This is a genomic window from Salipiger sp. CCB-MM3 (assembly GCF_001687105.1).
Taxonomy (GTDB): domain Bacteria; phylum Pseudomonadota; class Alphaproteobacteria; order Rhodobacterales; family Rhodobacteraceae; genus Salipiger.
The window spans coordinates 90,493-110,118 of sequence record NZ_CP014599.1; the positions used below are offsets into that span (position 1 = coordinate 90,493).

Annotated in this window: 19 protein-coding genes; 8 read left to right on the top strand and 11 right to left on the bottom strand. The window is 66.9% G+C overall.

What is annotated here, in order from left to right:
* Nucleotides 1-4: 4 nt before the first annotated feature.
* Genes AYJ57_RS23435 through pxpB form a run of 6 tightly spaced genes read right to left on the bottom strand, consistent with a single transcriptional unit; the run spans nt 5 to nt 5,342 of the window.
* The gene (locus AYJ57_RS23435) at nt 5-640 is read right to left on the bottom strand and encodes a GntR family transcriptional regulator (protein ID WP_066111644.1); all 636 of its coding nucleotides are present in this window, start codon (nt 638-640) and stop codon (nt 5-7) included.
* On the bottom strand, nt 637-1,911 hold the full coding sequence (locus tag AYJ57_RS23440) for a Zn-dependent hydrolase (RefSeq protein ID WP_066111646.1): 1,275 nt from the start codon (nt 1,909-1,911) through the stop codon (nt 637-639). The genes AYJ57_RS23435 and AYJ57_RS23440 overlap by 4 nt, the downstream gene beginning before the upstream one ends.
* Nucleotides 1,908-2,870: an NAD(P)-dependent oxidoreductase gene (locus AYJ57_RS23445; RefSeq protein WP_066111648.1), complete on the bottom strand. Its 963-nt coding sequence runs from the start codon at nt 2,868-2,870 to the stop codon at nt 1,908-1,910. The genes AYJ57_RS23440 and AYJ57_RS23445 overlap by 4 nt, the downstream gene beginning before the upstream one ends.
* On the bottom strand, nt 2,867-3,532 hold the full coding sequence (locus tag AYJ57_RS23450; RefSeq protein ID WP_066111649.1) for a GntR family transcriptional regulator: 666 nt from the start codon (nt 3,530-3,532) through the stop codon (nt 2,867-2,869). Before AYJ57_RS23450 ends, AYJ57_RS23445 begins: the two co-directional genes overlap by 4 nt.
* Nucleotides 3,529-4,593 (bottom strand): biotin-dependent carboxyltransferase family protein, encoded by a 1,065-nt coding sequence (locus AYJ57_RS23455; RefSeq protein WP_066111651.1) that lies wholly within the window; start codon nt 4,591-4,593, stop codon nt 3,529-3,531. Before AYJ57_RS23455 ends, AYJ57_RS23450 begins: the two co-directional genes overlap by 4 nt.
* Entirely contained in the window at nt 4,590-5,342 is a 753-nt protein-coding gene (pxpB, locus tag AYJ57_RS23460) for a 5-oxoprolinase subunit PxpB (RefSeq protein WP_066111654.1), read from the bottom strand. The genes AYJ57_RS23455 and pxpB overlap by 4 nt, the downstream gene beginning before the upstream one ends.
* 139 nt (nt 5,343-5,481) lie before the next feature.
* Between pxpB and AYJ57_RS23465 the strand changes: the two genes are divergently transcribed.
* The 5 genes from AYJ57_RS23465 (at nt 5,482) to AYJ57_RS23485 (ending at nt 10,182) form a co-directional block, all read left to right on the top strand.
* Nucleotides 5,482-6,261, top strand: a complete 780-nt coding sequence (locus AYJ57_RS23465; RefSeq protein ID WP_066111656.1) for a LamB/YcsF family protein — start codon at nt 5,482-5,484, stop codon at nt 6,259-6,261.
* 3 nt (nt 6,262-6,264) lie between these two features.
* Complete coding sequence (locus AYJ57_RS23470; protein ID WP_066111658.1) at nt 6,265-7,131, top strand: D-amino-acid transaminase; 867 nt, start codon at nt 6,265-6,267, stop codon at nt 7,129-7,131.
* 83 nt (nt 7,132-7,214) lie between these two features.
* Nucleotides 7,215-8,429, top strand: coding sequence for a pyridoxal phosphate-dependent aminotransferase (locus tag AYJ57_RS23475; RefSeq protein WP_066111661.1), 1,215 nt, complete (start codon nt 7,215-7,217; stop codon nt 8,427-8,429).
* A 77-nt stretch (nt 8,430-8,506) separates the two neighbouring features.
* Entirely contained in the window at nt 8,507-9,433 is a 927-nt protein-coding gene (locus AYJ57_RS23480) for a dihydrodipicolinate synthase family protein (RefSeq protein ID WP_066111663.1), read from the top strand.
* On the top strand, nt 9,433-10,182 hold the full coding sequence (locus tag AYJ57_RS23485) for an SDR family oxidoreductase (protein WP_066111665.1): 750 nt from the start codon (nt 9,433-9,435) through the stop codon (nt 10,180-10,182). The genes AYJ57_RS23480 and AYJ57_RS23485 overlap by 1 nt, the downstream gene beginning before the upstream one ends.
* 94 nt (nt 10,183-10,276) lie before the next feature.
* On the opposite strand, the gene AYJ57_RS23490 is transcribed toward AYJ57_RS23485, so the two are convergent.
* On the bottom strand, nt 10,277-11,491 hold the full coding sequence (locus AYJ57_RS23490) for a metallochaperone AztD (RefSeq protein ID WP_066111667.1): 1,215 nt from the start codon (nt 11,489-11,491) through the stop codon (nt 10,277-10,279).
* Nucleotides 11,492-11,634: 143 nt separating this feature from the next.
* Here AYJ57_RS23490 and zigA point away from each other — a divergent pair, with 143 nt between their 5' ends.
* Nucleotides 11,635-12,855: a zinc metallochaperone GTPase ZigA gene (gene zigA / locus AYJ57_RS23495; protein ID WP_066111669.1), complete on the top strand. Its 1,221-nt coding sequence runs from the start codon at nt 11,635-11,637 to the stop codon at nt 12,853-12,855.
* On the top strand, nt 12,855-13,475 hold the full coding sequence (locus AYJ57_RS23500) for a DUF1826 domain-containing protein (RefSeq protein ID WP_066111671.1): 621 nt from the start codon (nt 12,855-12,857) through the stop codon (nt 13,473-13,475). The genes zigA and AYJ57_RS23500 overlap by 1 nt, the downstream gene beginning before the upstream one ends.
* Nucleotides 13,476-13,502: 27 nt before the next feature.
* Here AYJ57_RS23500 and AYJ57_RS23505 read toward each other — a convergent pair whose 3' ends face one another.
* The 4 genes from AYJ57_RS23505 to AYJ57_RS23520 form a co-directional block, all read right to left on the bottom strand.
* Complete coding sequence (locus tag AYJ57_RS23505; RefSeq protein WP_237220288.1) at nt 13,503-14,540, bottom strand: LacI family DNA-binding transcriptional regulator; 1,038 nt, start codon at nt 14,538-14,540, stop codon at nt 13,503-13,505.
* A 40-nt stretch (nt 14,541-14,580) separates the two neighbouring features.
* Nucleotides 14,581-16,077, bottom strand: a complete 1,497-nt coding sequence (locus tag AYJ57_RS23510) for a tripartite tricarboxylate transporter permease (protein ID WP_066111673.1) — start codon at nt 16,075-16,077, stop codon at nt 14,581-14,583.
* Nucleotides 16,078-16,087: 10 nt separating this feature from the next.
* A complete protein-coding gene (locus AYJ57_RS23515; protein ID WP_066111675.1) occupies nt 16,088-16,507 on the bottom strand; it encodes a tripartite tricarboxylate transporter TctB family protein in 420 nt (139 codons plus the stop codon).
* Nucleotides 16,508-16,584: 77 nt separating this feature from the next.
* Complete coding sequence (locus AYJ57_RS23520) at nt 16,585-17,634, bottom strand: ABC transporter substrate-binding protein (protein WP_066111677.1); 1,050 nt, start codon at nt 17,632-17,634, stop codon at nt 16,585-16,587.
* 248 nt (nt 17,635-17,882) lie between these two features.
* On the opposite strand from AYJ57_RS23520, the gene araD reads away from it, so the two are divergent.
* Complete coding sequence (gene araD / locus AYJ57_RS23525) at nt 17,883-19,625, top strand: L-arabinonate dehydratase (RefSeq protein ID WP_066111679.1); 1,743 nt, start codon at nt 17,883-17,885, stop codon at nt 19,623-19,625.
* Nucleotide 19,626 lies beyond the last annotated feature (1 nt).

The following is a 19,626-nucleotide window of genomic DNA, read 5'->3' on the forward strand; positions in this document are numbered from 1 at the left end:
GTCCTCAGGAAGCGTTGAACGTGCCGAGGAACCGCGCCCGGACGTGATCGAAATGCCCGGCCATGCGGGCCGCGGCGAGCTCTGCGTCATGCGCGGCGATGGCGTCGATGATCTCGACATGCTCGCGCGCCTGATCGACGAAAGTGTCATAGGTGCGGGTCAGCGAGCAGCGCCGCGCAATGCCGCGCTGCTCGTCGAGGATGGCGGGCAGAAGATCGAGCCGCGCCGCCTCGGCCACCGCGTGGTGAAAGGCACCGTCGGCCTGCCAGAAGGCATCGAAACTGACCGGATCCCCATCGACGATGGCCTGCATCTGCGTGCGAATCTCCAGCAGCCGCTCGGTGGCGCCAAAGCGGGCGGCGCGGCCCGCGGCGGCGCTTTCCAGCGTCTGGCGCAGGTGTACGATCTGCAAAAGCTGCTCGACCGTCACCGACCGCACCAGCACCACGCCATTGCTCAGCCGGTCGACCATGCCCTCGCTCTCGAGGCGCGAGATCGCCGCGCGCAGCGGCGTCCGCGACACACCCAGCGTTTCGGTCAGCGCGCGCTCCGACAGCACGGTTTCCGCCGGGATCGTGCCCGAGACGATGTCGTCGCGCAGCCGCGCGTAGGCGGTTTCGGCCAGCGTCGCTCCGCTCATCCGGCGCTCTCCTGCACGATGGCGAGATAAACGGCGGCGACGGCGCGGGCGAGATCGGCCTCATCCATCGCTTCTTCGGGGCAATGGCTGCCGTTCCAGTTGCGGATGAAGACCATAACGCTGTCCCAGCCCGCCGCGCCGAAGGCCGCCGCGTCATGGCCGCCGCCCGAGAGCATCCGGCGCGGGCTGTCCCCCTGCGCCGCTGCACCCGCCGCGACGAAATCGGCCATCGACGGCGACAACCGGGCCGGGGACGAGCGGCTCTGCGCGCCGAGCTCGAACCGGATGCCGGGGCGGGCGGCCTCGATACGGGCGATCTCTGCCTGCAGCGCCGCGTCGGCCTCCTCCAGCACCGCCACCTCATCCGAGCGCAGATCGAGGCAGAACCCCGCGTGGCCCGGCACTTTCGCCATGGCGTGCTGCGGCGAGGCGGCGTCGAGCTTGCCGAAGGTCACGGTGAGATCATGGCCCGCGTCCAGCAGCCGCGCCCAGACCGCATCCATCGCGAGGATGAGATCGGCCATGGCAACCACCGCATCGGCACGGCTGCCGCGCGGCGCGCCGCCCGAATGCGCCCAAGTGCCATGCACCTGCGCGTTGCGATAGCGCAGACCGCCGCGCACTGCATCGACCACCGCAAAGGCTTCGCCCGCATCATCCAGCACCGGGCCCTGCTCGATGTGGAACTCCAAAAAGCGCGCCGGAGCGGGCGGGACGATGTTGCGCACCGCGTCAGGATCGAAGCCTTCCATCTTCAGGTGTTCGGCCAGCGAGAGCCCGGTGTCCGAGCGCTTGGCGTCGAAATCCTCGGGGTTCAGGCGGCCCAGCCCGGCGCGCGATCCGGCGTAAGAGACCGGGAACCACACGCTTTCCTCGGCGCGGGTGACGGTCAGCACGATGTCCGAGGCCGGGGTGATTGCCTGATCGCGCAACGCAGCGATCACCGCAAGCGCGCCGATCACCCCCGCCTGCCCGTCATAGGCCCCGCCTTGGCTGACCGTGTCGAGATGCGAGCCGATATAGAGCGGCGTTGCTGAAGGATCGCGGCCCGGCAGCGTGGCAAAGAGGTTGCCCGCCGCATCGCGCCGGACCTCGCAGCCGAGCGCCTTGGCCTCTTCCTCGATCACCGCATGCGCCGCGCTTTCCAGCGCGCTGTAAGAGGGACGGGTCCAGCCCGGTCCGTCTTCGGTGATCGTGTTCACGCGGGTCAGCACTCGCGAGATGGTGCCCGCGATAAGCGCGCGCGGCGGAACGGTCAGTGTCTCGCTCATGCGCTTGCCTCCGCGGTTTGTGCCTGCGGGACCGGGGTCAGCACCGTCTCGGGCACGCCGCCGGTCAGCGCGGTGACCACATGGCCCGCCGCACCCATGGCGACGCGGCGCAGGGCCTCTTCGGTGGTGCCGCCCAGATGCGGCGTGAAGATCACGTTGGAGAACGCCGCCAGCGGGCCGGTGCCAGCGCCATGGCTGTAGACGTCCAGCGCCGCGCCGCCGAGATGGCCGCTGGCCAATGCGCCCGCCAGTGCCGCCTCATCGATCAGTTCGGCCCGCGCCACGTTGACCAACTGCGCACCCGGCTTCATCGCGGCGAAGCGCGCGGCGTTGAACATGCGGTGCGTCTCGGGGCGCAGCGGCGTGTGCAGCGTCACCAGATCGGCCTGCGCCAGCCCCTCTTCGAGGCTGCCGACGCGGGTGAACCCGCCGATGTCGCGGGCGCGCGGCGAATGCACCAGAACCTTCATGCCAAAGGCGCTTGCAGCCATCTGGCCGAAGCGGCTGCCGATGCTGCCCCAGCCGACCACCAGCACGGTCTTGCCCGACAGTTCGCGGAAACTCACCGACTCGCGAAAGCCCGGCGTGCCCGCGCGCTCCCAGCGGTCAGCGCCCGGCACGCCGCGCGCCAGCGCCAGCGCAAGGCCGAGGGTCAGTTCGGCCACCGATTGCGCATTGGCGCCGGGGGTGTTGGCGACGAGCACGCCGCGCTCGATGGCGGCCTCCTTGTCGACAGCGTTGTGCCCGGTGCCATGCACCACCACGGCGCGCAGACGGTCGGCGGCCTCGAACGCCTCGCGCGGGAAGCCCGCGTCGCGGGTGATCGCGGCGTCGCAGCCCTGCACCGAGCGGGCGATGCTGGCGGCGTCGGTGCCGCTGCAGGGCACCGGCTCGATGCCATTGCTGCGCAGGAGGGCGAGCCCGGCGTCATGCACGGGCTGAACGATGAGACATTTCATGTCCGGAGGGCCTTTTCGGTAGGATCGGTGTGCACCTTGCCGAGGTGCTCGAAGATGGCGTCGCGGGCGTGGTCGAGATGCGCGCCCATCAGGGCCACCGCCTCGTCGCGAAGACCGCCGCGCATGGCGGCGAGCAGGGCGAGGTGCTCTTCGCAGCCTCGGATGAAGCGCGCGGGCACGACGCGGTGGTCGAAGATGCAGGTGCGCATGTGCAGGTCCTGAATGACCTTGGCGGCGGCGGCATTGCCAGCCGCAATCGCGATGGAGGCGTGGAACTTACGGTCGACGTGCCATTGCAGATCGTCCTGCCCCGGCCCCTGCTGCATGAGGCCGCGCACATCGGCCTCCAGCGCGCCTATCTGCTCGGGCGTGAGCCGCCCGGTGGCGGCGCGCACCGCCGAGGGTTCGAGCGCGCGGCGCAGAAAGAAGATCTCGTCGATCTCTTCGGGGCTGATCCGGCGCACCCGCAGGAAGCGGCCCGACTGCTCGGCCAGCCCCTCGCTGCGGATCCGTGCGATGGCCTCACGCACCGGCGTGCGCGACATATCAAGCTCGGTGCACAGATGGGATTCCTGCAGCGTGTCGCCGGGCTTCAGCTCGCCCTCGAGAATGCGCCTGATCAGCTCCCGATAGGCGGTCGCCGCAAGGTTTTTGCCGCTCATGCCGCAGTGTCCTCCGATAGCTCCAGATCCCGGCCCATGACGGCCTCGGGCTCGACAATACCGCCCACAAGGTTGCACGACAGCAGAAAGCCCGAACTGAGCATCATCCCGGTCGCGGGCACCAGAGACGCCAGCACCTCGTGCAGCCGTGCCCGTTCGGCGAGCAGAATATCCTCGGCCTCGTCGCGACTTACAATCTCGAAGCGCAGATCGGCCCCGGTGGGCAGCTGCGCGAGGCGCGGCAGGTCGGCAGAGATTACCGTGGCGATCTTGGGATAGCCGCCGGTGGTCTGCGAGTCGGCCATCAGCACCATCGGCTGGCCCGACGAGGGCACCTGAATGGCGCCCGAAACGATGCCGTCCGAGACGATGTCATGGCCGCGCGCAGCGGGCAGCGGTGGGCCGTCCAGCACCATCGCCATGCGGTCGCGCTGCGGCGTGATGCGAAAGCGCGCGGTTTTCAGCTGCGCGATGACCTCGGGCGCGAAATAATCGCCCTGCGGGCCAAGCACCACGCGGATCGGCCGCTCTGGGGCAATCGCGCCGGGGCGCGGTGCGGGCTCGCGCGGGCGCAGGCAAATGCCGCCCTCAGCCTCTTCGCCCAGCGGCAACAGATCCCCCGCCTGCAGCGCGCGCCCTTCGACCCCGCCAAGCGCAAAGCGCAGATGCGTGGCGCGGGCACCCAGAACCTCGGGCACGGCAATGCCGCCCGAGACGGCGATATAGCCCCAGGTCGCGCCCTTCAGCACGCCGATCTTCACCACCTCGCCGGCCTCGACCGTGTGGCTTTGTCCGGCGCCGAGCACACGCTCGCCGATGCGGATGTCACACTCGCCGCCGGTCACCGCGAGGCGCAGCGCGCGGCCCGCCTTGAAGCTGCCGCCGATGGCGGTGAACTCCAGCGCGGCGGCGGTCAGAGCGTTGCCGCAGAGCGCATTGGCCAGATCCATCGCGGGACGGTCCATCGCCCCCGCAGAGGGCACGCCGAAGCGCTTGCGCCCGTGGCGGCCTTGGTCCTGAACAGACAGCATCGGGCCGGTGCTGAGAATTTCCAAGCTCATTGCACCGCCTCCGGCAGCATCTCTCCGGCAGCGATCGCGGCCTCGATTTCCGCACCTTCCGCAGCACTGACCGGCACGAAGCTCAGCCGGTCGCCGGCGGCGAAGAGGAAAGGCTCGGCGCGGGCGGGATCGAAGGCGCGCCAAGGGGTCCAGCCGATGAAGCGCCAGCCCGAGGGGCCGGTCACCGAGTTGATGCTGCCCTGCTGCCCGCCGATGCCGATGGCCCCCGCCGGGATTGACATGCGCGGCTTCGGCAAACGCGGCGTGTGCAGCGCCTCGGGCAGACCGCCGAGATAGGCGAACCCCGGCGCGAAGCCGATCATATAGACGCGGAACTCGGCGGCGCTGTGCAGCTCGATCAGCTCATCCGGGGTGAGCTCTTTCTCGCGCGCGAGATCCTCGAGATCGAGGCCGACTTCGCCGCCATAGACCACCGGCACCCGCCAGCGGCGCGCGGCCTCTTCCCCCAGCCGCAGCTGCGCGACGCGCTGCGCCAGTGCCGCCTCGAGCGCCGCACCGCGCAGCCGTGCGGGATCATAGCTCACCAGCAGCGAGCGGTAGGTCGGCACGCATTCCAGGACACCGTCGAGCGGCAGATCGGTCAGGCTCTCGGCAAGCGCAATCACCCGGCGGTTGGTCTCCGCGTCCACAGACTCGCCGAATTGCACCGCGAGCGCAGAGTCACCGACCGCCAGAAAGGCCGGATCATTGCCCGGTTTGCCCGCAAGATCATGCGCCTGGATGCTCATTCAAAAACCTCTTCTGCCTTGCTTGCATTTTCAGTATACCAGCTGTATCCAGAATGCAATCAGGCAAACGACAGGCCTGCTCCGGCGCCTCCGACACGCCGGACGACAAGACCCACGATCAGATCCCAGGAGGGAGCGAATGACGGCCACCTTGGACCTCAACTGCGACATGGGCGAGAGCTTTGGCGCCTATTCCATCGGCGACGACGCGAAGATGCTCGAAACCGTGACAACCGCCAATGTCGCCTGCGGCTTTCACGCCGGTGACCCGGTGGTCATGCGCCGCACCATCCAGCTTGCCAAGGCGGCGGGCGTGGCGGTGGGCGCGCATCCCTCGTTCATGGACCTCTATGGCTTCGGGCGCCGCCGCATTTCGGGCGAACGGCCCGAGGATCTCGAGGCGCAGCTGATCTACCAGATCGCCGCGATGCAGGGCATGGCCGAGGCCGAGGGCCATCCGATGACCCATGTGAAGACACATGGCGCGCTTGGCAATATGGCCGCGACCGACCCCGAACTGGCCGCCGTCTGCGCCCGCGCCGTCGCCGCGGTGGACCCCTCGCTGATTTACGTCTCGCTGCCCTACTCCGAGACCTACACGGCAGCCGAGAAGGCCGGTCTGCGCGTTGCCTGCGAGATCTACGCCGATCGCAGCTACACCGATGCGGGCGAGTTGACCCCGCGCAGCCAGCCCGGCGCGGTGATCCACGACATCGCCCAAAGCACCGAGCAGGTGCTGGAAATGGTGCTGAACAAGCGTATCCCCACCACTGGCGGCAAGCGCCTGCCGGTGGAGCCCGCCACGCTGTGCATCCACGGCGACACCGCCGGTGCCCCGCAGATCGCCGCCGCCCTGCGCAAGTCGCTGGAAGAGAACGGCGTCACCATCGCTCCCTTTGCTGCTCCCGGAAGATCCTGAACCATGTCCCGAATTGTCTACCTCAACGGCCAGTGGCTGCCCGAAGAAGACGCGAAAGTGTCGATCTTCGACCGCGCCTTCTTGATGGGCGATGCCATCTACGAAGTGACCTGTGTGCTCGACGGCACGCTGCTCGACTATGCTGGTCACGCCGCGCGCCTGCGCCGCTCCGCCGCCGAACTGGGCCTCACGCTGCCGCTCGACGATGACGCGCTGCTGGCCGCGCACCACGAGATCGTCGCGCGCAACGAGATGAAGAGCGGCTTGATCTATCTGCAGCTCAGCCGCGGCGTCGCCGAGCGTGACTTCGCCTTCCCGCCCGAGGGCACCGAGCCGACGCTGGTGATGTTCACCCAAGCCAAGGACGTGCTGGTGAACCGCGCCGCCGAGACCGGCATCTCGGTCGCGCTGCTGCCCGACCTGCGCTGGGGCCGCCGCGACATCAAGACCGTGCAGCTGCTCTACCCGTCGATGGCAAAGATGGAAGCCAAGTCGCGCGGCGCCGATGACGCATGGCTTCATGAGGACGGCTTCGTCACCGAGGCCAGCGCTGCCACCGCGCATATCGTCAGCAAGGACGGCAAGCTCATCACCCGCGAGCTGTCGCATGCGCTGCTGCCGGGCGTGACCCGCGCCGCGGTGCTCGAACTGGCGGCGCGCCATGGCGTCGAGATCGAGGAACGCGCCTTCACCCCCGACGAGGCGCGCGACGCCCGCGAGGCCTTCATCACCTCGGCCACCAACTTCGTCGTGCCGGTGGTGCGCATCGATGGCGAGGTGATCGGCGACGGGGCCCCCGGCGCGCTGACCCGCGAGCTGCGCGAGCAGTATATCGCGTCGCGTCGCGCAACCGCGCTCGCCCCCGCCTGATCCCTCCCATTCAGCCCCGCGCCGTCCTCCCCGGCGCGGGGCTGTTTTCAACGGCCCGCCGCGGCCATTCCAGGACCTCTCCCATGACCCAGTACCTTGCCAGCCGCATGGCGGCCGTACGCCCCTCGCCGACCATCGAACTTGCGCTGAAGCTGCAGCAGATGAAGGCCGAGGGCCATGACATCATCAGCCTCGGCCAAGGCGAGCTCGACTTCGCCACGCCCGAGCATATCGCCGAGGCGGGCATCGCCGCGATCCGAGGCGGGCAGACCAAATACACCGCCAGCTCGGGCACGCCCGAACTGAAAGCTGCCATCGCCGCCAAGTTCGAACGCGAGAACGGCCTGAGCTACAAGCCCTCGCAGATCATCGCCGGCAATGGCGCCAAGCAGCTGGTGTTCAACGCACTGATGGCGACGCTGGATGCGGGCGATGAGGTGATCATCCCCGCGCCCTATTGGGTCAGCTACCCCGATATGGTCAGCCTCGCTGGCGGCACGCCGGTGATCGCCCCCTGCACCGCCGAGAACGGCTGGAAGCTCACCCCCGAGACGCTGGCCGCCGCGCTGACGCCCAAGACCAAATGGGTGCTGCTGAACTCGCCGAACAACCCCACCGGCGCGCTCTATTCCGAGGCCGACATCGCCGCGCTGTGCAAGGTGCTGGCCGATCACCACACGCTGATCATGGCCGACGACATCTACGAGCTGGTGGTGCATGAGGGCAGCTTTGCCACGCCCGCAGCGGTCGCGCCCGAGCTGGCGGACCGCATCCTGACGGTGAACGGCGTGTCGAAGGGCTACGCGATGACCGGCTGGCGCCTCGGCTATGCGGCCGGGCCGGAATGGCTGGTGCGCGCGATGGACATCCTACAATCGCAGAGCACCTCAAACCCCTCGGCGATCTCGCAGGCCGCCACCGTCGCCGCGCTGACCGCGCCCGCCGACTTCCTGCCCGAGCGCAATGCCCGGCTGAAGGCCCGCCGCGACATGGTGATCGCCGCCATCGGCAAGATGCCCGGCATCACCTGCGCAACCCCGCCCGCCAGCTTCTACGTCTTCCCCGATTGCACCGGCCTTTTTGGCGCCCGCACCCCCGAGGGCAAGGTGATCGAGAGCGACATGGACGTCGCCGACTTCCTGCTGACCGCGGGCCGCATCGGCGTGGTGCCCGGATCGGCCTTCGGCACGCCGGGCTATCTGCGGCTCGCCTATGCGCTCGACGACGCGCGGCTCGAAGAGGCGATGCAGCGCGCCATCGCGGCGCTCGAGACGCTGCAGCTTGCCGTCCCGGCCTGACGCCCGGCATAAGACAACACCGGCCGCGCAGATCGTCGCGGCCGGCCTTTTCACCGCCCCACCCGAGGTTTCCTGAAATGACCCTGCTCACCTCCGACGCCCGCGGCGTTTACGTCATCTCCGTCACGCCCTTCACCGACAGTGGTGAGATCGATTGGGACAGTCTCGACCGGGTGGTGGATTTCTACTTCGAGAAGGGCGCCGACGGGCTGACCATCCTTGGCATGATGGGCGAAGCGCCGAAGCTGACGCAGGCCGAGAGCCGCGCCGTCGCCGAGCGGGTGATCAAGCGCGCCGCGGGCAAGCCGGTGGTGGTTGGCGTCTCGGCCCCGGGCCTTGCCGCGATTGGCGAGCTGGGCAAAGCGGTGATGGACATGGGCGCGGCGGGCTGCATGGTGACCACGCCGGGCAGCCTCAAGACCGACCCGCAGACGCTTGGCTATTTCGCTCAGGTCGCGCGCACGCTGGGCAAGGAAGTGCCCATCGTGCTGCAGGATTTCCCGTTGGCGACCGGCGTGCATATCTCGGATGAGGTGCTGGGCCAGATCATCGACGAGGTGCCGCAGGTGGTGATGCTCAAGCATGAGGACTGGCCGGGCCTTGCCAAGATCAGCAAGCTGCGCCGCGCCGAGACCAAAGGCCGCCGCCGGATCTCGATCCTCTGCGGCAACGGCGGGGTGTTCCTGCCCGAAGAGATGGCGCGCGGTGCTGACGGCGCGATGACGGGTTTCGGCTTTCCCGAAATGCTGGCAGACGTGGTGCAGCTGGCCGGCACCGGCGAGATGGACCGGGCACAGGACATCTTTGACGCCTACCTGCCGCTGGTGCGCTACGAGCAGCAGCCCGGCGCCGGGCTGGCGGTGCGCAAATACGTGCTGCAAAAGCGCGGGGCCATTGCCTCGGCGGCGCTGCGCGCGCCGGGCGCGGGCCTTGCGCCCGAGGCCATCGCCGAGGTCGAGCGTCTGCTCGCCCGGCAGGACAAACGACTGAAGGAGCTGAACTGATGGATCTGGGACTGAGCGGCAAGACCGCGCTGGTGCTCGGCGCAAGCCGCGGCCTTGGCGCTGCAAGCGCAACACTTCTGGCGCAGGAAGGCGCGCATGTGATCGCCGCCTCGCGCAGCGGCGACGCGCCCGTCGAGGGCATGGAAGGCGTCAAGCTCGACCTGTCGGATGCAGCGAGCGTCGCGGCGCTGATCGAACGGCTCGCCGCGCAGCCGGTCGACATACTGGTGAACAACTGCGGCGGCCCCGCCGCGGGCCCCGCCAAAGGCCAGAGCACCGCAGCCTGGCAGGCCGCCTTCGAGGCGATGGCCGCGCCGATCTTCGCGATCACCGATGCCGCGCTGCCGGGGATGATCGAGAAGGGCTGGGGCCGCGTGGTCACCATCGGCTCGTCGGGCATCGTCCAGCCGATCCCCAACCTCGCGCTGTCGAACGGCGTGCGCGGCGCGGTTGCGGGCTGGTCGAAGACGCTGGCCGCCGAGGTTGCCGACAAAGGCGTGACCGTCAACATGGTGCTGCCGGGGCGCATCGCCACCGACCGTCTGGCGCAGCTCGACGGGATCAAGGCCGAGAAGTCCGGCGCCTCGCTCGACGCGGTGCAAGAAGCCAGCCGCAAGACCATCCCCGCGGGCCGCTACGGCACGCCCGAAGAATTCGGCGCCATGGTCACCTTCCTGTGCTCGGCGCAGGCGGCTTACGTCACCGGCTCGATGATCCGCGTCGACGGCGGCATGATCCGCGGCATGTAATCGCCGCGCCGCCCTTTGCGAAAGGCGCATCGCGACACGAAAAACGGGCCCTTGGGCCCGTTTTCTTTTGCGCTTAAAGCACAGGTGTCGGCCCTCAATGGGTCAACCCGCTGCCTCCCACCGCGAGGATGTTGTAGGGCAACCCCGCGACAGCAATGGTCGCGATCTCTTCGAGGCTTTCCGGATCGACCACCCGCAGCAGCCCCGTGTTCGGATCGGTCAGCACGATGCGGTCCCCCGCGACGGCGAGCCTCGGACGCGGATCGCGCCAGTGACCGTCCATCGAATAGGGCTCGGTGACGCGGGCCGAGGCCTCAAGCTGTGCCGAGAGCATGTTCAGCCTGCTCAGCGTGCCGTCCTCGGTGAGGATGTAGGCGCATTGTGGCTTTGCCGGATCGAGAATGAAGTCCACCCGCCGGAACGGCAACTCGACGCGGGTGAAATGAGGCTCGGTGGTGGGGTCGATGATCACCACCGCGTCCTTGCCGTAGTTGCCGAGGAAGACCTGCATTGCCTTCGAACCGAGCAGCGTACCGGTGTGTGCTTCCGGGAAGTCCTCAGGATAGGGCAGCATGGTGAACTCGGCCGCGTCCCCGGCTTCGCTCAACGCAATCACGCCCTCTTTGCAGCCCGCCAGCAAATAGCTGCCCGAGAACGCCTCTCCATGCAGATCGGTGCAGATCTGCACCTCGCCAATCTGCGCGCCGCTTGTGTCATAGGCGGCTATGCCGATGCGCGGCGGAGCGCTGCCCTCCTCCACCACCGCCTCGGAGGCGACGGAACTGATGATCAAATCGCCCAGAGGTGCGGCAAACCCGTGATGCGCGCGGTTCTGCGCAAATTCTTCAACCCCAAGCACACCATCCAGCAGATCGCCCTCGGCGATGAACGCAGCATAGCCGCCTTTGTCGAAGTTGATCGCGGTCTCATGGCCGTGGGTCACCACGTGGAAGGGCCGCAGCCCGGTCAGATGCGCGTCCATCAGCCGAGGCTCGGTCACCGCGATATCCGAATGATCGCCATGACCTTCAAGCGCGATGCCGCTGCGCAGGAAATCCACTCGGTCGTCATCGGATTGTACCGCGATCACCGCTTCGCCCGAGGGCGAAGCATAAAGCTTTGACGGGCCGGTCAGGGTGAAGCTCCAGCGATGTTCCGGCCTGTCCAGATCGAGCGCTGTCACCGCGCCGCTGGCCTGATCGGCAACGAAGATCCTCCACGCGGTGCGGTCTTTATCGGCATGGGCGCGCTGCCCCGCCGCTGAGGCAAACAGCGCGAGCGCGCTGGCCCCGAGATAGGTTTTCAACATTGGTAAGCCCCTACGTCTCTTCAATTTTCGGGCCGCCGCTTCCATTGAGCTCCGACCTGGATCCGGAATCCGGCTTGCAGGCGGCGGCTGGAATCTTTACATTGTTATGATATAACATTGCAATATAGAAAATGGAGAGCCCAATGCCAGCCAAGGATACCCGCCTGCCCGTCACCGTCCTCTCGGGCTTTCTCGGAGCCGGGAAGACCACGCTCCTGAACGACGTGCTCAACAACCGCGAAGGCCGCCGCGTCGCGGTCATCGTCAACGACATGTCCGAGGTCAACATCGACGCCGATCTGGTGCGCGACGGCGGGGCCGACCTCAGCCACACCGAGGAAAAGCTGGTCGAAATGAGCAACGGCTGCATCTGCTGCACCCTGCGCGACGATCTGCTGCTGGAGGTGCGGCGGCTCGCCGATGAGGGCCGCTTTGACTACCTGCTGATCGAGGGCACCGGCATCGCCGAGCCGCTGCCCGTGGCCGCCACCTTCGACTTCCGCGACGAGTTCGGCGAGAGCCTGTCGGACATCGCCCGGCTCGACACGATGGTCACGGTCGTCGACACGGTGAACCTGCTGAAGGACTATTCCAGCCACGACTTTATCCGCGACCGCGGCGAGAGCCTTGGTGACGAGGATGACCGCACATTGGTCGATCTGCTGGTCGACCAGATCGAGTTCGCCGATGTGGTGGTGCTCAACAAGGTCAGCGACGCAGGCCCCGAGCGGGTGGACGCGGCGCGCAAGATCGTCGTCTCGCTCAACCCTGATGCGCAGATCGTCGAGACCGATTACGGCAAGGTCGCCTCTGATCGCATCATGGGCACCGGGCTCTTTGATTTCGACAAGGCGCATTTGCACCCGATGTGGGCCAAGGAGCTTTACGGCTTTGCCGACCACGTGCCCGAGACCGAGGAGTACGGCGTCTCGTCCTTCGTCTACCGGGCGCGGCGACCGTTCCACCCGCAAAAGATCCACGACGTGCTGAACGGCGATCTGCCGGGGGTGATCCGCGCCAAGGGGCATTTCTGGATCGCCACCCGTCCCGACTGGCTCGCCGAATACTCGCTGGCCGGAGCGCTGAGCAGCGTCAAGCCGATGGGCATGTGGTGGGCCACGGTGCCGCAGGAGCGCTGGCCCGATCATCCGCAGGCGGTGGCCTATCTCAAGCAGCACTGGCGCGAGCCCTTTGGCGACCGGCGGCAGGAGCTGGTGTTCATTGGCTCCGGCATGGACAAGGCGGCGATCTGCGCCGCGCTCGATGCGGCTCTGGTGGGCGACGAGGTCAGCTTCGCGCCGCACCAATGGCAGGACCTGCCCGACCCCTTCCCCGGCTGGCGGCGCGCGCCGCAGGCGGCGTGATGCTGGACCTCACCAGAGGCGCAGCGGCCTGCGATGTGGTCGAGGGCGGCTCGGTGGAGGTCCTGCGCGACCTGCACCGGCCCGGCTGCGCCGCCGCGATCTGGCAGCGCCGCCTGCCGCCGCTTTTCAGCCAGTGGCTGGACGCTTTACCCGACGGCTGCCTTCCTGCGCTGCGCGCCAGCGCCCCGCTGCGCGGCGTCGCGGATCTGGTGCAAGGTGCCTGCAGAGCTGCGCGCAGCGGGGCAGACGCCGGACAGGCGCTTCTGGCACAGGACGTCGCCCGGCTTGCCGCCGAGTTCTCGCGCATCACCGGGCAGGACGCGCTGCAGATCCGGCTCGACGTGGTGCGCGGCAATGCCTGCAGCAAGTTCCATGTGGACTATGTGCCGGCCCGGCTGCTTTGCACCTATCGCGGCGCGGGCACGCAATATGGGCTTGCCAGCGAAGCGGGCGCGCCGAAGCAGGTGCACCAGATGCAGGCGGGCGCGGTGGGCCTGTTCCGCGGACGGCTCTGGCCCGGCGATCTGCCCTGCGGGCTGGTCCATCGCTCGCCGCCGATCGACGGCAGCGGCGAGACCCGGCTGCTGCTGGTGATCGACGCGGCGCAGGATGATCCGTGACCGAGCGTTCCTAAAGGCGCGCGGCTCTCAGGCGGAGCCGCGCCGCACCACCTCAAAGCCGAGGTCGATGACCGAAGACCCGTCTTTGTCACCGCGCAGGCGCGCCAGCATGCTTTGGGCTGCGGCGCGCCCGAAGGCGGCCATATCGACCCGCACCGTGGTGATTCCCGGCTCGACCGAGGCCGCAAATTCCTGATCGCCGAAGCCGACCACGGCGATCTGCCCCGGCACGTCAAACCCCTGCGCCTGCGCCTCGACCATGACGCCATGCGCCAGCAGATCGGACGAGCATTGGATCAGCCCGCCGGTGAAGCCCTGTTCGAGCAGCTGCCGCAGCGCCGCGCGGCCATTGGCCAGCGACGCCTGCGCGTCGAAGAGCGCGCGCGGCACGTCGCCGGGGACATGCTTTTGCCATTCCTGCACGAAGGCCTCGCTGCGGCGGCGGGCACGCTCGTCCCCGGCAGAGACGGTGCCAACCGTCCGGTAGCCCGCATTCCACGCGAACTCGGCGACGGCGCGGCCGGTCTCGACGTGGCTGAAGCCGACGCAGAAGTCGATCGGGCTGTCGGTGATATCCCAGACCTCGGCCACCGGGATCTCGGCCCCCAGCAGCATCCGCCGCGCCTGCGCCGAGTGGTGGATGCCGGTGAGGAACATCGCGTCGGGCCGCCGCGACAGGTGTGCGGAGATCAGCTTTTCCTCGTCCTCGGGTCCAAAGCCGGTTTCCGAAAGCAGGATCTGATACCCCTCCTCGCGCATCTCTTCCGAGAAGGCCTTCACCATCGAGGAGTAGACGATGTTGGTGATCGACGGCACCAGCGCCGAGATCAGCATCGACTTGCTGGTCGCCAGCGCCCCGGCCAGCGCATTGGGCACAAAGCCCGTCTGCGCGATGGCTTCCTTGATCTTCGCAAGCGTTGCGGGCGACACTTTCGACGGGTCCGACAACGCACGAGAGACGGTGACCTGACTGACGCCCGCCAGCCTGCCCACCGCCTCCATGGTGACGCCGCGGCCCTGACCTTTTCGGCTGGCCCGCGGTTTTTTTTCCTGCTCCTCGCCCATCGCGCGCAACTTTCTGTCAGCGGCGGTCCGGGCGCAAGCCTCAGACTGCCTCGTCCGTGATCTCTTTCTTCTTTTTCGCCATCAGCGCGGCGCCTGCAACCGATCCTGCGATGAGGATCCACAGAACCACGGCAATCCAGCTCTTGGTGAAAAAGATCGTCGCGTCACCAAAGCTCTCGAGGCTCTTGATGAAGTAGATCTCGGCGGACGGGCCAAGGATGAAGCCGATGATGAAGGGCGCAACCTCGAGCCGCAGCTTGGTGAAGAGCCAGCCCAGAACCCCGAAGATCAACAGCGTCCAGACGTCGAACATGATGCCGTAGTTGATCGTATAGGCGCCGATCACGCACATCATCAGGATGACGGGGAAGAGGATGTGCTTGGGGATCGTCACCACCAGCGCAAAGTAGCGGATGGCGAAATACATCATGGCGAACATGGCGATATTGGCGATCAGCATGGCGATGATCATCGCGTCCCAGGTGCCCGGGTTGTTGCCAATGAACAGCGGACCCACCTGAATGCCCTGCAGGGTGAACGCACCAATGAGCAGCGCCGTCGTCGAGTCCCCCGGAATACCCAGCGAGAGCAGCGGCACCAGCGCGCCGCCGGTCAGGCCGTTGTTGCCCGCCTCAGACGCCATGATCCCCGCCGGCTCGCCCTTGCCGAAGTTGCCAGGGCGCTTCGAGAAGGTCTTGGCATTGGTGTAACTGATGATCGACGCCGCCGAGCCGCCAACGCCGGGCAGGATGCCGATGAAGGTGCCGATCAGCGACGAGCGCACGAGGTTGATGCTCTGGCCCTTGAAGATCCCGAAGGAGAAGCGCGAGTGCTTGCCGACGTTGATGTCCTTGGTCGAATGGCCCTTGGGCACGCCGATCTCGGCCTGCTCGAGGATGGCCGCAAGACCGAAGAGGCCGATCAGCACGGGCAGCAGCGAGAAGCCGCTTTCCAGCCAATATTCAGTCCCCGGCGGCACGAGGCGCAGCTCGCCATTGCCCCCGCGCGAGATGTCATAGGTGCCGATCAGGCTGATGAAGATCCCCAGCACGCCCGAGAAGATACCCAGCAGCATGTCCGAGGACAGCGCCGCCATGACGGTGAGCGCGAAGAAGATGATCAGGAACTTCTCGACGTAGGAGAACTTGATGGCGAAATCGGCCAGCGTCGGCGCGAAGAGGTCGAGCACCAGCAGCGAGATGAGGCCACCGACCAGCGAGGCGACGATGCCGATGCGCAGCGCCTTCTCGCCCTCGCCCCTCTGGGCCATTGGATAGCCGTCGAAGGTTGTGGTGATAGAGCTTGGCGTGCCGGGAATGCCCAGCAGAATGGCGGGCACGAGGCCGCCCGAAATGCCGCCGACATAGAGGCCGAGCAGCAGCGCCAGCCCGTTCTCGAGGCCCAGCGAATAGGTGAGCGGCAGGCAGACGGCAACGGCCATGGTGGCGGTCATGCCGGGGATCGCCCCGAAGATGATGCCGACAAGTGTGCCGCCGACGATCAGCGAGACGAAAAGCGGGGTAAGGATCTCGAACATGGGTCGGACCTCAGGGCAAAGTCAGGAAGAGGGGATAGGTGAACAGCCACCACACGAAGGTCGGCCCGACCAGCGCGACGATCAGCAGCGGCAGGATTTGACGGAACCCCCGCTCGTGCATGAACAGGATGCCGGTCGCCAGCACATAGGGGATCGAGCACAGCAGGAAGCCAAGGCCGGTGTTCGGCCAGATGTCACCCACCGGAACCATCAGCGAGAAGTAAAGCAGCGTCAGCGCCAGCGCGCCAAGGAAGCGCGGCTTGTCCATCGCCGACCACGAGGCGCGCCAGTAGCTGCCCGCCGCGGCGATGCGCGCCCGGTCGCGGATGACGATGGCAAGGCCAAGCAGGCCAAGGACGATCGCGATGATGGTGGGGAAAATCAGGTGTGACGTCTGAAAGTCGATGGTCACACGGGTAAGGTCGCCCATTGGGTCCTCCCTATGGGTAGCTTTTGTCAGTGGGTCCGGCCGGGCGCGGCCCGGCCGAACCGAATGTCATCTGGCTATCAGGACCCGGACGAGATGTCCTCGATCACCTTCTTATAGGTGTCGCGCTTCTCGTTCAGATGCGCTTGGGCATCTTCGGTCGAAAGGTAGTTCGGGATGAAGAAGGCTTCCTTCTGACGCTCCTGAATTTTCCCTTCCTCGAAGATCTCGGCCAGCGCACCGTCGATGGCGTCGATCACTTCGGGGTCCATGTCCTTGTTGAACAGGAAGAAGAATTCCTTGTCGAAGGTGAAGTCCGCGCTGTCGCTCACCGGCACCGAGGTCTCGGGGCTGGCGAAGCTCAGCATGTCGTCGCGGGTGGTGCCGCCCATGCCGGCCTCGGGGGCCTGCTCGAGCGTTGCGGGGCGCGCGGTGATCCACACGAAGCGCATCGCCTTCTCGTCCGACGGGTCGAGCTGGGTGAACTGCTCGTTGGCCTGGATCGAACCGTTGATCACATCGGCCAGATCGTCCCACATCGCTTGGTTCTTGTCCGACTGCGAGCCGGTGTTCACCGCGACGATGTTCTCTTCCGAGCCCGGAGCGCGCAGCTTGGCGGCGTTTTTCATCGCCGAGAACCCGATCTCCGACACACCGCCCGGCTGGATGGCGACGCGCACGCGGGTGCCAGCCTCTGCCGCCGCAAGGATGTCTTCCATCGACTGATACGGGCTGTCGGCGGGCACGAGGTAGGCGTTGCCGGGGTTGATCGCCACGGTCGGGCCGACCGCGTAGTTGGCGAAGGGATCGTCGTAGCCGCTGACGCCATAGAGATTGCCGAGGTAGCTCTGGTCATGGAAGATCATGATCGTGGTGCCACGCTTGTCACGGCCGAGCGCCTTGAACGCCTCGGACGCGCCGACGGCGTCGACCTTGATGTTGATGCCCAGCTTTTCGGACAGCGCCTCGGCAACGATGGCCGAGTTCTGGTAGGTGTCACCGCCCGTGGATTTCGAGCCAATCACCATGCGCATGTTGCGCGGCAGGTTCTGCGCCTCTGCGGCGAGCGGAGCTGCAACCATGGCCGCAGCCGAAACGGCGGCAAGAAGGGTTCTGCGGGTAAATTTCATCGTTTCCTCCCGATGGGCCGCTGAGCGGCCGGCTTCTACTGACCGGGCGGTCTCCTGTCTCGCACCCGGATGTCGTGGCCATACGCTATGAAAGCGCATACATAGCTCAAGACCACATTCGCAGGCCGTCTGTCAAGGATTTCTGCTAAAAGTTAATTTCACAGTTAAATCACCGTGAATTGCTTGACGTCTCTTTATGTATGCGCATACATCATCGGCAAGTGACCGCGATGAGACGGAGGAGAATCATGTCGCAAAAGCCACGCAAGACCCCGGAGCAACTGCGCAGCGCGCGCTGGTTCGCCCCTGACGATCTTCGCAGCTTCGGACACCGTTCGCGGATGATGCAGCTTGGATATTCCGAAGAGGAATTCCGCGATAAGCCGATCATCGGCATCCTGAACACATGGTCGGAACTCAACTCCTGCCACAGCCACTTCCCCGAGCGCGTCAAAGACGTGAAGCGCGGCGTGCTGCAGGCGGGCGGCCTTCCGGTTGAAATGCCCGCGCTGTCGGTGGACGAGAGCTTCAACAAGCCGACCTCCATGCTCTACCGCAACATGCTTGCGATGGAGACCGAAGAGCAGATCCGCGCTCACCCGCTCGACGGAGTGGTGCTGATGGGCGGCTGCGACAAGACCACGCCGGGCCTCGTGATGGGCGCCATCTCGGCGGGCGTTCCGTTCATCTACCTGCCCGCTGGCCCGATGCTGCGCGGCAACTACGCGGGCAAGATCCTCGGCAGCGGCTCGGACGCTTGGAAATACTGGGACGAGCGCCGCGCCGGCAATATCACCGATGAGGAATGGCTTGGCCTTCAGGGCGGCATCGCGCGCTCGGCGGGCACCTGCATGACCATGGGCACCGCCTCGACGATGACCGCGATCACCGACGCCATGGGCCTTACGCTGCCCGGCGCCTCGTCGATCCCCGCGTCGGACTCGGGCCACCAGCGCATGGGCGCCGACTGCGGACGCCGCGTGGTCGATATGGTCTGGGAGGACATGACCCCCGATCAGATCATCACCCCCGCCTCGGTGCAGAACGCCGCCAAGGTCGCCATGGCCACCGGCTGCTCGACCAACGCGGTGGTCCACCTGATCGCCATGGCGCGCCGCGCCGGGGTCGATCTGACGCTGGACCATCTCGACGCGCTTGGCCGGGTCACCCCGCTGATCGCCAACGTCCGCCCCTCGGGCAAGGACTACCTGATGGAAGACTTCTTCTATGCAGGCGGTCTGCGGGCGCTGATGAAGCAGATGGAGGACATGCTCGACACTTCCTGCGTCACCGTCACCGGGCGCAGCCTGGGTGAAGAGATCGAAAGCGCGCAGGTGTTCAACGACGACGTGATCCGTCCGCTGTCGAACCCGGTCTACCACGAGGGCTCGCTGGCACTGCTGCGCGGCAACCTCTGCCCCGATGGCGCGGTGATCAAACCGGCGGCCTGCGATCCCAAGTACCATGTGCACGAAGGTCCGGCGCTGGTCTTCGACAGCTACCCCGAGATGAAGGCGGCGATCGACGACGAAAACCTCGACGTCACCCCCGATCACGTGCTGGTGCTGCGCAATGCCGGTCCGCAGGGCGGTCCGGGCTTCCCCGAGTGGGGCATGCTGCCGATCCCCAAGGCGCTGATCAAACAGGGCCACCGCGATATGCTGCGCATCTCTGACGCGCGGATGTCCGGCACCTCTTACGGCGCCTGCGTGCTGCACGTCGCACCTGAAAGCTTTGTCGGCGGCCCGCTGGCGCTGCTGAAAACCGGCGACATCGTGCGGCTCGACCTGCCCAACCGCAGCCTCGACATGATGGTGGACGAAGAAGAGATCGCCCGCCGCAAGGCCGCATGGACGCCGCCGGAACCGCGCTTCGAACGGGGCTGGGGCTACATGTTCTCGCGCCATGTGACGCAGGCCGACAAAGGCTGCGACTTTGATTACCTCGAACGCGATTTCGGCCGCACCGCGGGCGAGCCCGACATTTTCTGAG